The organism is Acidobacteriaceae bacterium (assembly GCA_028283655.1).
Taxonomy (GTDB): Bacteria; Acidobacteriota; Terriglobia; order Terriglobales; family Acidobacteriaceae; genus Granulicella.
The window spans coordinates 1,063,276-1,081,113 of the sequence record JAPWKE010000003.1 but is presented as its reverse complement, the minus strand read 5'-3'; the positions used below and the strand labels follow the sequence as shown (position 1 = coordinate 1,081,113).

Annotated in this window: 13 protein-coding genes; 9 read left to right on the top strand and 4 right to left on the bottom strand. The window is 60.2% G+C overall.

Annotation, left to right across the window (positions count from 1 at the left end; all coding sequences use genetic code 11):
* The first annotated feature begins 28 nt into the window (after positions 1-28).
* Entirely contained in the window at positions 29-1,858 is a 1,830-nt protein-coding gene (locus PW792_07375; protein MDE1161753.1) for a lysine--tRNA ligase, read from the top strand.
* 107 nt (positions 1,859-1,965) lie between these two features.
* Here the strand turns inward: PW792_07375 and PW792_07370 are convergent, their stop codons facing one another.
* Positions 1,966-3,042: a PLP-dependent aminotransferase family protein gene (locus PW792_07370; protein ID MDE1161752.1), complete on the bottom strand. Its 1,077-nt coding sequence runs from the start codon at positions 3,040-3,042 to the stop codon at positions 1,966-1,968.
* 48 nt (positions 3,043-3,090) lie between these two features.
* Between PW792_07370 and PW792_07365 the strand changes: the two genes are divergently transcribed.
* From PW792_07365 to aceB, 6 genes are read left to right on the top strand one after another with little or no spacing between them, the layout of a single operon-like run.
* Positions 3,091-3,885 carry a TIGR00282 family metallophosphoesterase gene (locus tag PW792_07365; protein MDE1161751.1) on the top strand — a complete coding sequence of 265 codons (795 nt, stop codon included), beginning with the start codon at positions 3,091-3,093 and terminating at the stop codon, positions 3,883-3,885.
* 12 nt (positions 3,886-3,897) lie between these two features.
* The gene (locus tag PW792_07360) at positions 3,898-5,382 is read left to right on the top strand and encodes an FAD-linked oxidase C-terminal domain-containing protein (protein ID MDE1161750.1); all 1,485 of its coding nucleotides are present in this window, start codon (positions 3,898-3,900) and stop codon (positions 5,380-5,382) included.
* A gap of 1 nt (position 5,383) precedes the next feature.
* Positions 5,384-6,610, top strand: coding sequence for an FAD-binding oxidoreductase (locus PW792_07355; protein MDE1161749.1), 1,227 nt, complete (start codon positions 5,384-5,386; stop codon positions 6,608-6,610).
* Positions 6,611-8,005, top strand: coding sequence for a heterodisulfide reductase-related iron-sulfur binding cluster (locus PW792_07350; protein ID MDE1161748.1), 1,395 nt, complete (start codon positions 6,611-6,613; stop codon positions 8,003-8,005).
* A gap of 32 nt (positions 8,006-8,037) precedes the next feature.
* Positions 8,038-8,805: a fumarylacetoacetate hydrolase family protein gene (locus PW792_07345; GenBank protein MDE1161747.1), complete on the top strand. Its 768-nt coding sequence runs from the start codon at positions 8,038-8,040 to the stop codon at positions 8,803-8,805.
* Between the two features lie 24 nt (positions 8,806-8,829).
* Positions 8,830-10,434: a malate synthase A gene (aceB, locus tag PW792_07340; protein ID MDE1161746.1), complete on the top strand. Its 1,605-nt coding sequence runs from the start codon at positions 8,830-8,832 to the stop codon at positions 10,432-10,434.
* A gap of 82 nt (positions 10,435-10,516) precedes the next feature.
* Here aceB and PW792_07335 read toward each other — a convergent pair whose 3' ends face one another.
* On the bottom strand, positions 10,517-10,804 hold the full coding sequence (locus PW792_07335) for a YciI family protein (GenBank protein ID MDE1161745.1): 288 nt from the start codon (positions 10,802-10,804) through the stop codon (positions 10,517-10,519).
* A 20-nt stretch (positions 10,805-10,824) separates the two neighbouring features.
* The gene (locus PW792_07330) at positions 10,825-12,999 is read right to left on the bottom strand and encodes a dehydrogenase E1 component subunit alpha/beta (protein MDE1161744.1); all 2,175 of its coding nucleotides are present in this window, start codon (positions 12,997-12,999) and stop codon (positions 10,825-10,827) included.
* Positions 13,000-13,167: 168 nt separating this feature from the next.
* Here PW792_07330 and PW792_07325 point away from each other — a divergent pair, with 168 nt between their 5' ends.
* On the top strand, positions 13,168-14,706 hold the full coding sequence (locus PW792_07325) for a S8 family serine peptidase (GenBank protein ID MDE1161743.1): 1,539 nt from the start codon (positions 13,168-13,170) through the stop codon (positions 14,704-14,706).
* 61 nt (positions 14,707-14,767) lie between these two features.
* A complete protein-coding gene (locus PW792_07320; GenBank protein ID MDE1161742.1) occupies positions 14,768-15,709 on the top strand; it encodes a mechanosensitive ion channel in 942 nt (313 codons plus the stop codon).
* On the opposite strand, the gene PW792_07315 is transcribed toward PW792_07320, so the two are convergent.
* The gene (locus tag PW792_07315; protein ID MDE1161741.1) at positions 15,706-17,790 is read right to left on the bottom strand and encodes a thioredoxin domain-containing protein; all 2,085 of its coding nucleotides are present in this window, start codon (positions 17,788-17,790) and stop codon (positions 15,706-15,708) included. The two genes, PW792_07320 and PW792_07315, sit on opposite strands and share 4 nt — an antisense overlap.
* Between the last annotated feature and the right edge of the window lie 48 nt (positions 17,791-17,838).

Genomic DNA, 17,838 nt, shown 5'->3' with positions numbered 1-17,838 from the left:
AGATTTCCAAGCAAAGCGAGCCTACGAAGTGCCCCAGTTTGAAACCGAATACGAGAAGAAGCTTTACGACGACCGTCTTGCCAGCCTGAAGAAGATTGAAGAGCTGGGCACCGGCAAGTTCGGCCTGAATGCGGGCGAAGCCACCTACCCGAACAGCTTCCGCTTCTCCCCCGAAGGCACCACGGTGCCGAAGATTCGTGCCGAGTTCGCCAATGTCAGCGGCGAAGAGCTTGAAGCCACGCCGCCTCCCTTTGCCATCGCCGGACGCCTTATGGCCATCCGTGCGCAGGGCAAAGCCGGCTTTGCGCAGCTTCAGCAGGGCGGCGAGCGCATTCAGCTTTACGTCCGCAAGGACGACGTCGGCGAAGACGCCTTCGAGCTCTACAAGAACCTCCACCTTGGCGACCATATCGGCGTTCGCGGCCACCTGATGCGGACCCGCACCGGCGAACTGACGCTGAAGGCTGCGCCGATCGACGGCCAGCAGCCGATCGTCTTCCTGTCGAAGGCCACGCTGACCCTGCCCGACAAGTACCACGGCCTCGAAGACGTCGAACTGCGCTACCGCCAGCGGTACGTCGACCTCATCATGAACTCGACGAAGCCCGAGCCGCAAAAAACGGAGGGAGAAGCGGGCTTTAGCCCTCTATCCAGCCAGGCGAAAGAAGGGGCTTCAGCCCCGGACTCTCCTGTCCCCGTGGAGCAACCCATCGAAGAGTACCGCAACGTCCGCGAAGTCTTCGTCAAACGCGCCGCCGTGCTCCGCGCCATCCGCAAGTTCTTCGACGACCGCGAGTACATCGAGGTCGAAACCCCGATGCTCCACTCCGTCGCCGGAGGCGCAACGGCCCGCCCGTTCACCACGCATCACAACGCGCTGGACATGCCGCTCTACCTCCGCATCGCGCCCGAACTCTTCCTCAAGCGCCTCGTGGTCGGCGGCTTCGATCGCGTCTACGAGATCAACCGCAACTTCCGCAACGAAGGCGTCTCCACGCGCCACAACCCCGAGTTCACGATGCTTGAGTTCTATCAGGCCTACGCCAACTTTCACGACCTGATGGACCTGACGGAAGAGCTCATCAAGTTTGTGGCGATGGAAGTGAATGCAACGACGGTTACTCACTTCAATGGCAATGAGATTGATTTGAGTAAGTGGACGAAGCTGTCGATGCGCGAAGCGATCGTGAAGTGGTGGCCGTCATCTCTTGTAGTAAAGCCTAGTCCGGCAGATTTTACAGATCTCTCGGCGTACACAGAACTCCTCCAATCCGTCATCAACGAGTTGCAGCCACAAGTCGAGGACTCAAGCTCGGATGAGACCAAATGGAAGCACGTCTCGGTGGTCTGGGGACAATTCATGCTTTTGAATGCCGGGCTGTTACGTACTGGGTCGTTGGGTAAATCGATCTCAGAGCTTTTTGAACTGCTCGCAGAAGAACATCTCATCCAGCCGCACATCATCTACGACTTCCCCCTCGCCGTCTCGCCCCTCTCGAAGATCAACCCCGCCGACCCCGAATGGACCGAGCGTTTCGAGTTCTACATCGGCGGTTTTGAAGTCGGCAACGCCTTCTCCGAGCTCAACGACGCGGCCGATCAGGAGCAACGCTTCGAGGCACAGGTGAACGAAAAGGCTCGCGGCGACGACGAAGCCATGGAGATGGACGCCGACTACGTCCGCGCCCTCGGTTACGGCCTCCCGCCCACGGCTGGCGAAGGCATCGGCATCGACCGCCTGACCATGCTGCTGACCGGGTCGCGTTCGATTCGTGATGTCATCCTCTTCCCTCTGATGCGCCACCAGGGCGGGCAGGCGAAGGATGAGAGCGAAGCTCATGGAGAGTCGGCAGAGTAAGCTCGCTGGTTCTACCGAAAGCTGCAAAAAGAAAACGCTAAGGCCGCCAGGTTTCGCCACGAGAGTCGTGGCGGGTTGGCGGCCTTCGTCGTCTTTGCGGGTTGGGTTTAGAGGATCTTTAGTTCTTTCGCGATGGTCTCAATTCCCTGCATCATCCGCTCGCGCTGGGGTTCGCCGCCGAGGGCGATGCGGAAGCCGTTGGGGGCGCCTGCTGCCACGGCGAACCAGTTTCCGCCGGTGAGGAGGATGCCTCGCTCGCGCATCCGGGCTTCGAAGCTCTGGGGAGAGATGCCGTCAGGCAGCCGCACCCAGAGGTGCCAGGCGGCTTTTACGCCGGGGTGGCATCGGTCGCCGAGGAGTGCTCGCGCAGCGGCGTTGCGGGTTGCGCCTTCTGCATTTTTTGCGGCGATCGTGGCAGCAAGAGTTCCATCTTCGATAAGCGAAGCAGAGGCGCGAGCATGGACGATGGAGCCGCCGGTAGCGGTGTTTTTGATGGCGCCGTGCATGGCGTGTTTCCAGCGTTCCGGCACGGTGATGAAGCCGGTGCGGGTGGCCGGGGCGTAGCACTTGCTGAGGCCGTCGACGAAGAAGGTGCGCTCTGGCGCGAGTGTGGCGATGGCTGCGGGGGCAGCTGGGTCCATGAAGCCGTAGGCGTTGTCTTCAAGGATGCAGAGGTCGAAGTCACGAGCGACGGCAACGAGCGCCTCACGACGGGCCAGCGAGGCGGTTGTGCCGAGCGGATTGTGCACGTTTGGCGTGAGGTAGACGCCGCGGACGGGCTTCTCCGTTTTGGCTGCGGCCGCGCAGACGGCCTGCAGGCTTTCGGGGGTCATGGCTTCTTCGTCCACACGGCAGGCGACGAGCGGTGAGCCAAGCGCGCGGGCCTGGTCGAGAGCACCGGTGTAAGCGAGTTCGTCCACCGCGATGGTTTGGCCGGCGAGACCCGCGGCCAGCATGGCGATGAGGGTGCCGTGGTGCACGCCTTCGATCAGGTAGGTGCGTTCGGCAGGCATCCCCATCCACTTTGCGCCAGTAGCAATGACGGCCGACATGTCCGTGCGAAAGCTGGGACGGAGCTCTTCAAAGTTTTCGTCTTCGAGCTGGTCGACGGCGTGGCGGAGACGTTCCCGCCATTGTGCGGCCATTCCCGGAAGCAGCGGGAAGTTGTACTGCATCTCGATCATGGGTATTAGGATAGTCCTCCCACACGCGCCGCTAGTACACTCAGACGCGTGAATATTCTCTTTGTCGGTGATGTTTTCGGTTCGGCCGGGCGTCACATCGTTCGCGAACATCTACCCCATGTCGTTGAGACCAATGCTGTCGATCTGCTGATCATCAACGGCGAGAACGCTGCCGGTGGTTTCGGCATTACGCCGTCGATCGCAGAAGAGCTGTACGACCTTGGCGCGCACGTCATCACGACCGGAAACCACATCTGGGACAAAAAGGAAATCTTTGAGTACATGTCGGTCCCGGAGGACTCGCACGACCGCAATCGCCGCATTATTCGGCCTGCGAACTATAACGACAAGGCGCCAGGCTATGGCGTCTACCAGGGTGCGTTGCCAAACGGGCAGGAGTTCGCAGTTTTCAACATGCAGGGGCGTGTCTTTATGAGCTCCTGCGATGACCCGTTCCGCAAAGCGGACGAGATTCTGTCGCAGCTTACGGCGAAGGTCATTCTGTTGGACTTCCATGCAGAAGCGACGAGCGAAAAGGTAGCGATGGGTTGGTACCTCGACGGCCGCGTGACCGCGGTGCTGGGGACACATACGCATATTCCGACGGCGGATGAACGCGTGTTGCCGGGTGGCACCGCGTTCCAGACGGACGTAGGCATGAGCGGACCTTATGACTCGGTCATTGGTGTGGAGACGGAGCTTGTGCTGAAGCGTTTCCTGACCGGAATGCCGGGCAAGTTTGAAGCCGCGAAGGGCAACCCCAAAATGTGCGCGACCCTGATTGAGTGCGACGGCGCCACCGGCCGCGCGTACCGCGTACAACGCATCATGCTGGGCGAGTAAGAGCAGGTCATCATGCAAAGTTCCGCAAGCGATCCCGTAGAGATTCCGCCGGTCATGCTTGCGGAGCTTTCGCGTGTGCTTGGTTCAGGGCTGATTCTGAACAAGGCAGAGCTACAAACCTATGAGTGCGATGGCCTGACAAACTTCCGAGCGGTGCCGGGAGCAGTTGTGTTGCCGCGAACCTCAGCCGAGGTACAGGCTGTCGTCCGGCTTTGCCATCAGCACAAAATTCCGTTTGTGGCGCGTGGAGCGGGCACGGGGCTGAGCGGAGGCGCGCTGCCGCTTGAAGGTTGCGTGGTAATCGGGCTTGCCCGCATGAACCGCATTCTTGCGGTGGACTTCGACAACGAGCGTGTAGTGGCAGAGCCAGGCGTGACGAATGCGCAGGTGACAGAACGCGTTCGTTCACAGGGCTACTTCTTTGCACCCGATCCTTCGTCGCAAACGGTATGCACGCTGGGTGGGAACATTGCGGAGAACGCTGGTGGAGCGCACTGCCTGAAGTATGGCTTTACGACGACGCATGTGGTGGGCTGCGAGGTCGTGCTGTCGGACGGCACGCTGACATGGCTTGGAAGCGAGCACGGCGTGGCCGAGACTCCTGGGTACGATCTGCTGGGCGTGTTTGTGGGCAGTGAAGGCACGCTGGGCGTTGTAACCAAGGTGGTCCTGCGGATCGTACGCCGCCCGGAGACAGTTCAGACGCTGCTCGCCGCGTTCGATGCTATTGGAGCCGCGGCGCAGACGGTGAGCGATGTCATTGCGAGCGGCACGCTGGCGTCGGCGATGGAAATTATGGACCGTACAGCCATCATCGCCAGCGAGGCGGCTGTTCATGCCGGTTATCCGGAGTGTGAGGCGCTGTTGCTAGTGGAGTTGGACGGGCCGACGAGCGAGGTGCTAGCGCAGATGAAGACGGTTCGCGAGCTGGCAGAACGCAATGGAGCCACGGAACAACGGCTGGCGCAGAGTGATGCTGAACGGGCCGTGGTGTGGAAGGGGCGCAAGGCTGCGTTTGCTGCGATGGGGCGAGTGTCGCCGAACTACATCGTGCAGGACGGCGTGATTCCCCGTACCGCGTTGCCACGCGTGCTGGCGCAGTTCGAGGAGTTGAGCCGTGAAACAGGCCTGCGAATTGCGAACGTCTTCCATGCAGGGGATGGCAATCTGCATCCGATGGTCCTTTACGATGGGTCGATTGCAGGTGAAGAAGCTCGTGCTCTCGAGGTCTCCTATCAACTGCTGCGGCTGTGCGTCGATGCGGGCGGGTCGATCACCGGCGAGCATGGCGTGGGCCGCGAGAAGCAGTGCGAGATGAGCTACATGTACGCCCTGCCGGACCTGGCCGTCATGCAACGAGTACGACGCGCGTTCGATCCGCAGAACCTTGCGAACCCTGACAAACTTTTCCCCACGCCGCGTTTGTGCGGTGAACAACATAACGGACCGTATCGCGAGCATCCGCTGGTAACGGCCGGTGTCGCGGAGATCTTTTAATATGCGTGAACTCTCTCCTGCTCTGCTCCACGAACTTGAAGAAGCTGCCGGTGCGTCATTGGAGACGACCGATGCGATGCGTGTGCTCGCTCCGGTGTCTACCGAACATGTAGCCGTAGTGATGAAGATTGCTTCGCGCGAGAAACTGGTGGTGACTCCTGCTGGCGCCGGAACAAAAAGCGGCTGGGGCAACGATGTCGCGGCGGACCTGATGCTGAGCACGCGTGAGTTGGCGGGTGTGCGTGAGCACGTGTGGCAGGACCTGACGGCGACAGTTGGAGCGGGAACGACGTGGGCAGCGATGCAGGAGAGCCTTGCGCAACATGGGCAGCGTGTGGCGCTCGATGCGTTCGCCGCAGAGGCTGCAACTGTTGGTGGAGTGCTGGCGACGAACGACAGTGGATTGCTGCGGCTGCGCTATGGCTCGCTGCGAGACCTGGTGCTGGGCGTGACCGTGGTGCTGGCCGATGGAACTATTGCACGCTCTGGCGGCAAGGTCGTGAAGAACGTCGCGGGGTACGATCTGCCGAAGCTCTTCCTGGGATCGTTTGGAACGCTGGGCATCGTGACAGAGATGACCTTTCGCCTGCATCCCATACCTGCCGTCGCGAAGAGCTTTACGGCACGGTCGACGGATGCGTTGGAGCTGGCAGAGTTTATGAAGCGGGCGCTTGCGGCATCACTCGCGATTGAGCGTCTGCAGATGCGGAACGAGAGCACAGCGTTCGCACTGGATGTGGAGTTGGCGTCGGATGCTTCCGTCGTAAACGAACATGCGATCCGGCTGGAAGAACTGGCTGGAGCGTTAGTGTTGACGACGGCAGATGCGGGCGTATGGCAGGTGCGGGATGAAGTGTTGAAGGCAAACGCCGAAGCCACCGTGCTGAAGATTACCGCGCTGCCTGCGAAGCTCGCACCGCTGCTGGCAGGCTTTGCGCAGCTTTCGCAGCAGCCGGATCATCACTTCCGTGCGGTGGTCGATCCTGTTGGCGTGGTAACCGTTTCATGTGAAGCTCCGCCAGAAACAGTCGTCGCTACCGTTGAGGATTTGCGTGCCCGACTGCGTTCGAGCGGAGGCAACGTGGTGGTGCTGCAGCGTGGATGGCTGCCTTCGTTGATCGACGCCTGGGGAATTCCGCCACAAGCAATCGACATGATGCGTGCTGTGAAAGAAGAGTTTGACCCTGCCGCGACGCTGAACACCGGCAAGTTCGTCGGAGGCCTCTAAATGGCGGCGAACGAAAGTACGGGCGTGGCTCCACAAAGCCTTGTCAGCATTGGCGCAGGGGTGAAGCCGTCTGCATTCGACGCTCACCATGCTCCCGAAAAACACGTAATGGATACGTGCGTCCACTGTGGCTTTTGCCTTCCAGCCTGCCCGACGTACACGCTTTGGGGCAATGAGATGGACTCGCCGCGTGGACGCATCTGGATGATGCGCAAGGCAAGCGTGGGCGAAGCCCCGCTGGATACGACGTTCCAGCAGCATATCGACCACTGCCTCGGCTGCATGAGCTGCGTAACCGCATGTCCTTCGGGCGTGGAGTACAACAAGCTGATCGAAGACACACGTGCTCAGGTGGAGCGCAACGTGCCGCGAACGCTGGCGGACCGGGCGTTTCGTCGGATGCTGTTTGCGACCTTCCCTCACCCCAAACGGCTTCGCCTGCTGGGCGTTCCACTCGCGGTGTACCAGCGGAGTGGTCTGCAGAAGCTTGTGCGTTCCTCGGGTTTGTTGCAGCTTCTTCCTCGGCGACTTGCAGCCATGGATGCTCTGCTACCAAAGGTTCCGCTGAACCCGTTTCACTCTCTTGCGAAGCACCATACCGCGCAGGCAACAGCACGGGGACGCGTGGCGATCCTCGCGGGTTGCGTGCAGGATGCGTTCTTTGACCCGGTGAACCAGGCGACGGCGCGGGTGCTGACGGCATACGGCTATGAGGTGGCTGCTCCCCAAGATGCTGGCTGCTGTGGAGCTCTGCTGGTGCATAGCGGACTTGAAGCACAGGCCATGGTCTATGCCAGGCGAGCGATTGCGGCGTTCGAACGGACGGGCGCAGAGTACGTGGTGTTGAACGCCGCAGGTTGCGGATCAACGATGAAGGAGTACGGCCATCTGCTGCGCGACGATGTGGAGTGGGCGGCGCGGGCGCAGTCATTTTCCGCGAAGTGCCGAGACATTACAGAGTTGCTGACTGGCGTAGACGATGGTCCCGTTTTTCATCCGTTGACGATGACGATTGCCTATCACGATGCCTGTCATCTACGTCATGCGCAAGGCATCCATGCGGCTCCTCGATCATTGCTCGGCCGCATACCCGGCGTCGAGTTGAGGGAGATTGCGGAAGCGAATCTCTGCTGTGGATCAGCGGGCGTGTACAACCTGCTCTACCCGGAAACGGCTGAAGAGCTTGGCGACCGTAAAGCAGCCAACGTGCTGGCGACCGAGGCGCAGGCGTTGGTGAGCGCGAATCCGGGTTGCCTGCTACAGCTGGCAGCGTCCCTGCGTCGTCAGGGGCATGGCGAAGTGCCTGCCTTTCATACCGTCGAAGTTCTGGATGCGTCGATTCAGGGTAGGACGATCGAAGAGCTGCTGGGAGTTCGACGGAGCGAGGCAAAGTGAGGCACACTAATAGCCTGAAAGGATTCACCCCAATGACCGGAACCCGCGAGGCTGTTCTTCTTCAAACCACCGATATTCTTCTTGATGCACGCCGCAGCGGACGTGTGATTACCGATCTGCCTGCGGATATGGTGCCTGAGTCCATGGAAGAAGCGTATGCCGTGCAGGATCGCATCGCCGAGGCGTTTGGCATGGTGGGCGGCTGGAAGATCGGCGCTCCGAACGCAGAAGCAACGCCGTTGTTTGGGCCGATGCCTGCTGCGTGGATTTCGGCTGGTGGATCGATTCTCGATGGCGAACGCTGGCGGTATCGCGGGCTGGAGGCAGAGATTGCCTTCCTCGTTGGCCAGGACCTTCCGCCGCGCGAGACGCCTTACACACGCGAAGAAGTTATGGCTGCCATGGCCTCGTGCCATCCGGCAATTGAAGTGCTCGAAGCAGCGTTCGCCGACCCAACGCAAGCGACTCGGCTTGCAGCCTTTGCCGACTTGCAGATGCATGGCGGCTTTGTATATGGCCCGGCTGTTGAGAACTGGCAGTCCATTGACTGGAATGCAGAAGACGTTGTGCTGACGGTCGATGGTGTTGTTCGCGTGGAGCGTACGGGCTCGAACACCTCGGGCGATCTGGTGAAGCTGCTTCCGTGGCTGGCAAACGAAGGTGCGTACCGCACAGGCGGACTGCGCAAAGGCCAGTGGATTACGACGGGCTCATGGACGGGCAACACGCCTGCAGCAGCAGGGTCGGTTGTCGAAGCCAGCTTTGCCCACGCAGGAAAAGTCGAACTCCGTTTCGCTTAGCCCTCAGACCGAAAGGACACGACGATGAGTTTGCCGACAGGCGTTGAAGTTCACGCCACGACTGCCGAGAAGTACGAAAAGATTCTGTCCCCAGAGGCGCTTGCGTTTGCAGTTGCCCTGCACCGCGAGTTCAACCCGACCCGTAAAGAGCTGCTCGCGAAGCGAGTGGAGCGTCAGGCTCGCCTTGATGCCGGAGAGAAGCTCGCCTTTCTGCCCGAGACAGCGAACGTTCGTAACAGCGAGTGGACGGTTGCTCCCATCCCTGCCGACATTCAGGACCGTCGTGTAGAAATTACCGGGCCCGTTGATCGCAAGATGATCATCAACGCGTTGAACTCTGGCTCGAAGGTCTTCATGGCAGACTTTGAGGATTCGAGCACGCCGACTTGGGAGAACCTGCTCGACGGACAGCTCAACCTCTTCGACGCAGTTCGCCGTACGATCACCTACAAAGACCCGAACACCGGCAAAGATTACGCGCTAAAGGAGAAGACCGCTGTTCTCTTCGTCCGGGCGCGCGGATGGCACATGGAAGAGCGTCATGTACTCGTAGACGGCGAGTACATGAGTGCGTCAATCTTCGACTTTGCCCTGTACTTCTTCCATAACGCGAAGGAAGCACTTTCGCGCGGAACAGGACCGTACTACTACCTGCCAAAGATGGAGTCGCATCTCGAGGCGCGGTTGTGGAACTCGATCTTCGTGCGTGCGCAGGAGATGCACGGTGTGCCGCAAGGCTCGATCAAGGCAACCTGCCTGATTGAAACGATTCTTGCGACGTTCGAGATGGATGAGTTTCTGTATGAGTTGCGCGAGCACTCGGCCGGCTTGAATTGCGGCCGCTGGGACTACATCTTCTCTTTCATCAAAAAGCTTGCCGCAGACGAAACCATGCTGCTACCGGACCGCTCGCAGGTCACGATGGCCGTGCCGTTCATGAGCAAGTACTCCAAGCTCTGCATCAAGACCTGCCATCGCCGCAACGTTCACGCGATGGGCGGCATGAGTGCTCTGATTCCGATCAAGAATGATCCCGAAGCGAACGAAAAAGCCATTGCCGGCGTGCGCGCGGACAAGGAGCGCGAAGCCACCAACGGGCACGACGGCACATGGGTAGCGCATCCCGCGCTCGTAGCCGTAGCGCTGGAAGTCTTCGACCGCATTATGCCGACACCGAACCAGATCACCAAGCAACTGCCTGACTTCCATGTGACGGCAGCAGAGCTAGTGGAAGTGCCGGAAGGAACGATCTCAGAGGCAGGGCTCAAGCAGAACGTTGCTGTTGGGCTTGGCTATCTCGAGGCATGGCTTCGCGGCATTGGCTGTGTCCCTCTCTTCAACCTGATGGAAGATGCGGCGACAGCCGAGATCTCGCGGGCGCAGCTCTGGCAGTGGGTTCATCATCATGCAACGCTTGAAGACGGACGCCCCGTAACCGCTGAACTTTGCGATCGACACATCGATGCAGAGCTCGAGCGAGCGAAGGACGCCTATCCGCCCGCACGCTTCGAGGCCTACACCCATGCAGCGTTTCTGATGCGCGAGTTCATCAAGGCACCGAAGTTCCAGGACTTCCTGACGACCGCAGCGTATGCGCGTGTGCTCGACACCGAAATCTACTCCGCATAGCAGCGTCTTCAGCAGCAATCAAAGCAGAACGGCCACTGAGAACTCAGTGGCCGTTCTGCTTTCTACCTATTCGAGAAGAAATCTATTCGAAGCCTTCGAGCTGCTTGCACTTCTTCGTAGCCTGAAAGCTGACGACGCTGTATTCAGCGAGCTGCTCGCGCCAGAACGGGTCACGCTCAAGAGTCTTCATAAGAACGTCCCGGTCGATACTGCCGTTCGCGATCAACACGCCACCGGTACGCGGCACCTGAGGGCCGGAAGCCAACAGCGTTCCGTCAGAGTACAAAGCATCCAGAAACTGATGGTGCTCGGCACGGAACCTGTCGACGACGTCCAGTGGTTGCCGATAAATCAGCGTGATGACGTACATAGTCCCTGCTCTCTGGGCAGCTAGAACGCAGCGAGGGCGACCATAGCCTGGAAGATCTTCTCCGGCTGCGGCAGAATGACGTCTTCCAGCAGCGGCTGGTAGGCAACGAACGTATCCAAACCAGCGACGCGGCGAACCGGTGCATCAAGATCATGGAAGAGCTCGTCGCCGATGCGTGCTGCGATCTCGGCACCATAGCCCCAGCTCAACATGTCTTCGTGCGCGACGAGCACCTTGTTCGTCTTCTTTACGCTCTCTGCAATGGCTTCCCAGTCATACGGGCTGAGCGAGCGAAGATCGATGACTTCAACGTCAATCCCCTTCTCGCGCTCGATGCGCTGTGCGGCTTGCAACGCTCGCGGAACGACAGCGCCGTAGGTGATCACGGTGAGGTCCTTGCCAGGGCGAACGATCTTGGCCTTGCCAAACGGAATTGCATACTCAGGGCCCGGATACGGCGCGCGGCCAAAGGCCTCGCGGTACAAACGCTTGTGCTCAAGGAAGAGCACGGGGTCATCGCAACGGATCGCTGTGCGCAACAGACCGGCAGCATCCAGAGCGTTCGAGGGCATAACGATGCGAATGCCCGGGGTGTGCGTGAAGATGCTCTCGCCCGACTGCGAATGATAGATCGAGCCGCCGGTGAGGTAGCCACCGATGGGAACACGCATAACAAGCGGCGAGGTGAACTGCCCGTTCGAGCGCCAGCGCATCACGCTCAGTTCGTTGCGCATCTGGTGGACGGCAGGCCAGATGTAATCGAAGAACTGAATCTCGACAACGGGCTTCATGCCACGCACAGCCATGCCGATAGCGCGACCCGTGATGTTGGCTTCCGCAAGCGGAGAGTTCCAAACGCGGTCGTTGCCAAACTCTTTCTGCAGCCCAGAGGTCAGCTTGAAGACGCCGCCCTTACCCTTTAGCTTTCCAGCGCGAAGAGGTTCATCACGCGTAGCGTCGGCAACGTCTTCGCCGAAGATGACAATGCGCTCATCGCGAGCCATTTCGTCACGCAGTGTCGCGTTGATCAGGTCGGCCATCGTGCGATCGTCGCCGTCAAACTGTGGCGTCGTGGCATAACGCGGATCGTTGGGCTTCAGGTCTTCCGAGTACTGGTGGACGAAGATCGACTCCGGCTGCGCAGGCAGCGCGGCGAGTGCAGCGTCTGCGGCTTGCTGCACCTCCAAATCGACTTCCTTCTCCAGCTGCTTGATCGCGTCTGCATCAAGAACGCCTTCGCGAATCAGCCACACCTGCATCTTCGCAATGGGATCACGCAGAGCATCGGCTTCAAGCTCTTCAGCAGAACGGTAGTTCCGCTCGTCGTCCGAAAGCGAGTGCGAGTAGGGGCGGATGACATGCCCGTGGACCAGCGCCGGGCCCTTGCCCGCGCGGCAGTAGGCCACAGCTTCCACCATCGCCTGGTAGCTCGCAATAGCGTCCGTGCCGTCGACTTCCGCGAAGTGAAAGTTCGGAAAGTTGGCGATGAGCTTCGAGATGTTGCCGCCCGGGGTATTCGCCTCTACCGGCGTGGAGATGGCGTAGCCATTGTCTTCAACAACGTAGACAACAGGCAGCTTTCCGTTTGACGCCGTATTCAACGACTCCCAGAACTCCCCCTGCGAGGTAGAGCCCTCGCCGATCGAGACGTAGGTCACCTCGTCGCCGTGGAAGGTGACATCTTTGAACTCGCGGTAGTCGCCATCATGCTTTGGCACCGCGTCGGGATGATGCGTAAAGAAACGCCCTGCTTCTGCGCAGCCGATGGCGTGCAGGCACTGCGTTGCCGTTGAAGAGCTTGGCGAAACGATGTTCAGCCGCTTGGACGTCCAGTGCGAGGGCATCTGACGACCGCCGCTGGCAGGGTCGCTGGCTGCGCCAACAGCCTGCAGCAACTGCTCTTCGGGGGTGTTGCCAAGTGCGAGGCAGATGGCACGATCACGGTAGTAGGGGAAGAACCAGTCATAACCCGGCTTCATCGCCATACCAGCCGCAACGAGAAGCGCTTCATGCCCGGCGCACGAGATCTGGAAGAAGATCTTCTGCTGACGCTTTAGAAGAATCTCGCGATCATCTACGCGGCGAGAGGTGTACATCAGCCGGTAGAAACGAATCAGCTCTTCTTTCGATAGTCCACTGTAGGAGGATTCGCCTGCCGCGCGCTTCTTGCTACCCGTCGATGTCTTCTGCGCCAAAACTTCATCCTCCTGCTCCGTTCACAATTTTACCCGCCCCACAGACATCCCGCTCGGCCGCGCCGGTGGAAACTTGAAGGCTGTTCAAAAGACACACGGAACAACGGCGACGTAGCTGCTGAGGTCGATACAGGCATTGTTCGCGACCTCTCGCCCAAGGTGTCTTTCATGCTGAGTTCCTTCTGCCGTGTCTTGTTTCTCTCCACTATCTTTACGACCACAGCGTTGTCACAACAGGTCTCTCGTCTCGTAGTGCTGTATCGCGCTCCGCAGGTTCCTGCAATTGCCGACATCGCTCTTGCAGAGGCTGGAGCACGCACGCACAGGCATCTCGGACGTCTGGGTGCCAGCGTTTTCACGGTCGACGAAGCGAACGAGCCATGGGCAGTCTTCCGCCTTAGCCTGCAACCGGAGGTTCTTGCCGTTGTTCACGACCGCATCGTGACAGGCCACGCGATGACCGTGAGCGCGGCGAAGGCAACTCCGCACTCCACCCAGGACGTAACCTCGCTGCCAGTGAAGGTGATTAGCGCAAACCCGCCACATCAACTGGCATGGATGCCCGCACCAGTGACCGACGCTACCTACAACTCACCCGCAGGATGGGCCGTGCAGGCTGCCGGTGGATACGGCGACAACGTTCCGGGAGGAAACCCTGTAGGTCCGTGGAACACCACGAAGGGCGCAGGCATGCGCATTGCCATTCTCGACAGCGGCGTCGATGCCAACCACCCGGACCTCGTTTCTAACCTTGCCCTCAACATGACAGAAGTCGACAAAACGGCGCTCCCGAGCGCCTGCGATGACGGCTCCCCGCAGGATCAAACCGGCCACGGCACATGGGCGGCATCCCTCGCGGCTGGTGCGTTGGGCGGAGGTGAAACCGTAGGCGTCGCCCCGCAGGCGACGTTGCTCAACATCAAGGTGCTGGAGCGTATGCCCGCAGCAGCAGGAAGCACGGCTACGGCGCAGTGCGAGGCAGGACAAACTGGAGGCCTGCTGAGCTGGGTACTGGCAGGCATCAACGACGCACTGGCGCAACGTGCGGACGTCATCTCGCTTTCTCTGGGGACGATCGTCGACCTGACCACCGGAGACGGTGCTGGATGGAAGGCGAGCTTTGACCGTGTAACCTACGCCGCACAGCAAGCTGGCGTGGTGATCGTCGCCGCAGCAGGCAACGATGGGCTCGACCTTTCAGGAGGCCGCTATATCGAGCTTCCGGCACAGGCGCGTGGAGTGCTTGCCGTAGTTGCGAGCACGAACCCTGCCTGCGTAGAAGATCTGAGCCCCACTGCAATTTGCGTGAAGGGGCCGGTAACAAGGCCGTATTACTCCAACTACGGGGCGACGTTGAATGCGATCGCCGCTCCCGGCGGATCGTACCCGGAGGGCCCCGACAACGCCGTCAGCGGGTGGATTCGCGGGGCATGCTCGACGGGTGTGACGAATACGCAGGACGGTCTGCCCTCTGTTGGAAAAAGCTTCGGCTGTTTCAACCTTGGCCATGCGCAGTACGTGCAGGCGATGGGAACGAGTGCTTCCGCTCCGCTGGTGGCAGGGGCCGCAGCATTGGTAAAGGCCGCGCACCCAAACTGGACCGCGACGCAGATCGTCAACGCGCTGCAAGCGACGGCGACACCATCGGTCTCGATGCAGCAGTCCGCCATCAATCTGCCTGCCGCGCTGGCGTTTACACCACAATAAAACCAGATGTAACAAGTATCCTGTGAGTAAGAACGGCCTACCGGGCCGAGAGAGTCACAGCATGATGCTTCCAGCACTTTCGAAACTACCTACCCTTCCCCAGGACCAACACACGCTGCACTCTGTCGTAACGGAATGGCATAACGCTCTGGTCGATTTCGTGGAAACCGGGCTGCCCAAAATTATCGTCTCACTGATCCTTGCGTTCATCGCCTGGTCACTTGTCCGGCTCTTCGTTTCGCGCATACGGAAGCGCGCCGACGCACAGGTGGGCAATGCCCAGCGCTCCGCACAGCTGCGTACGATCGCCGGCATCATCCGAGCCACGTCCTACGGGCTCATCTGCGCTTACGTCTTCATCCAGAGTCTGGGAGCGATTGGCGTTCCACTGGGACCGTTCATCGCTTCGGCAGGCGTGATTGGCCTGGGCATCTCCTTTGGCGCCCAGTCCATCTTCAAAGACGTGCTGAACGGCATCTTTGTGCTCGTCGAAGACCAGTACAGCGTTGGCGATTCCGTGAAGCTCTCCAGCCTATCCGGCACGGTCGAAGATTTCACGCTGCGCATCACCAAACTGCGCGACGGTGATGGCACGCTGTACATCATTCCCAACTCACAGATCACAACAGTCTCAAACCTCTCTCGCGACTTCTCCGTAGCGACTCTGAACATCTCAGTCGACACCAAGGAAAATCCCGACCATGTGATGTCTGTACTGAAGCAACTGACGTCGGACATTCGCGAAGATGAGAAGCTCAAGGACATTGTGATCGCCGATCCGACCGTGGTGGGCGTCGACAAGATCATTGGGCACGAAGTCGTCTATCCGATCAGCATTCGGGTTCGCGCCAATCAGCGCGACGGCGTGCTCCGAGAGCTACGCCGCCGCATCCTGCTTGCTTTCTCGAAAGAACAGATCTCCTTCAGCACCACCACGAGCACGCTGCTCGTGCAGACCGATCCGACCGCTCCTCCAGCCATGAACCGCGAGCTAGGCAGCTAGCGGTCGAGCTCGTCCAGCAACGCCTCAGGCGAGGTGATGGGCGGCGCGCAGGAGCCACCGCGGCACACGAGAGCTACGGCCTCACCTGTCTCCGGCAGATGAGGCAACGTCTCGGCTAATGCCGCAGGAAGCTTTGCCATCTGCTCTCGCGTAAAACGCAGGACGCTCTTATTCGCGCCATAACGCATCGTTGCAGCAAGAGCCAGTGCGGCAGCCGCTTCCCCGCTGCCAACGATAGCGATCTGCAACGGCCCTTCAAGCATTCGACGCAACGCGAGTGCGTAGCTGGAGGCGTAAAGCCCGAAGTGTTCGACGACACCGGCGAAGGTCTCCAGCGTTTCTCGCGCAGACTGCTCATAGGCCGTTTCTCCGCTTAGCTCTGCGAGACGCAGCATGACGTTCGCTGCGGTGGAGTTGCCTGCGGGCGTGGGTGAGTCCTGCAACGGCTTACGGCGTGTGCTCAATGCACCGATGGCGTCAGGCAGAAGCTCGCTATCGAAAAACGCACCGCCCTCGGTGTCGTAAAACTTCGCCAGCATGGCATCGGCGAGAGACTTCGCCGCTTCGTAGTAACGGAACTCGCCGGTGGCTTCGTAAGCATCAAGCGCAGCCTGAGCGACGAACGCGTAATCCTCCAGCACCGCCGCGATTGGTTGCGGGCTACCACCCTGCTCACCATAGGCAATCACGCGTACGAGCGTAGTGCCGTTCCAGGCAGTCTCGAGCACGCGGTCGAGCGACTTCAGCGCAAAGGCTTTAACCGTGGGTTCGTTCAGAGCCGAGGCCGCTGCCAGATAGGCAGAGATGCACATGCCGTTCCAGCCGCTGTAAATCGTCTTGTCCACGTACGGAGTCTTGCGCTGAAGCCGTGCTGCGTACATCTTCTGGATAGCGCGTTCCAGCACTTCGGGGCTGGCCTTCGAGGGCACAACGTGAAGAACGTTCTTCAGCGGGTTGTGATGCATATCCCCGACAGGGCGAAGGTTGAAGTGCGCCGCGGCAGCGACAAACTCTTCGTCGGACAACACGGCTTTCGCCTCATCGCGAGTCCAGGTGAAGTAGTCGCCATCGTCATCGAGCGAGTCATCTGCGTCCTGCGAAGCATAGAAACCACCCAGTTCGCGATCGGAGAGCCACTCGTCCATCCAGCGCACAATGTCGCGGGCCACGCGAGCGTACTCCGGATCGGCGAAGGTAACGAAGGCGTGGGCGTAGTTCTTCAATAGCTCCGAGTTGTCGTACGCCATCTTCTCGAAGTGCGGCACGATCCAGCGTTCGTCGACCGAGTAACGATGGAAGCCACCAGCAAGCTGGTCATAGATGCCACCGGCAGCCATCTTGCGCAGCGTTGCCTCGGCCACCATGCCGGCGTTGTCGGCGATGACTCCACCACGAGCGGCCGCGTCAATCAACAGATCGATGGCACCAGAGTGCGGAAACTTCGGCTGCGAGCCAAACCCGCCGTTGCGGCCGTCAAACTGCTGCAGCGGAGCGTTGAGAAGCTTGACGAGGATCTCGCGGCCAAGCTCGCCGTTCACGCCACTGGCGCGGCCGGAAAAGCTCTCGTTGTGCTCCAGCGCAGCCATCACGCTGCCTGCGGTCTCCAGCACCTCATCGCGCTTATCGTCGAAGGCATCGAACATGGTGCTGAGCACGCGCTGGAAGCTGGGCCGACCGTAGCGGTCCTCGGGAGGAAAGTACGTTCCGCCAAAGTAAGGACGACCATCCGGCGTCAGGAAGGCGGTGAGGGGCCAGCCGCCCTGGCCACTAATGGCCGAGACAGCCGCCTGATAGCGTGCGTCAACGTCGGGGCGTTCGTCGCGGTCCACTTTCACAGCGACAAAGTACTCGTTGATCATCTCGGCGGTCTTTGCGTCTTCGTAGCTTTCACGGTCCATGACGTGGCACCAGTGGCACCAAACGGCGCCGATATCGAGCAGCACAGGCTTGTCTTCCGCTGCGGCGCGAGCAAAGGCCTCCGGGCCCCACTCCATCCAGTTCACCGGCTGATGCCGTGCCGACCGCAGATACGCGCTGGCGGCCTTCGCCAGTGCATTTTCCTTACCCTGATGCTCGCTCATTCTTTGAAACCCTTCTTTCCATGCAAGCGAAAGACCGCAGCATGGCTG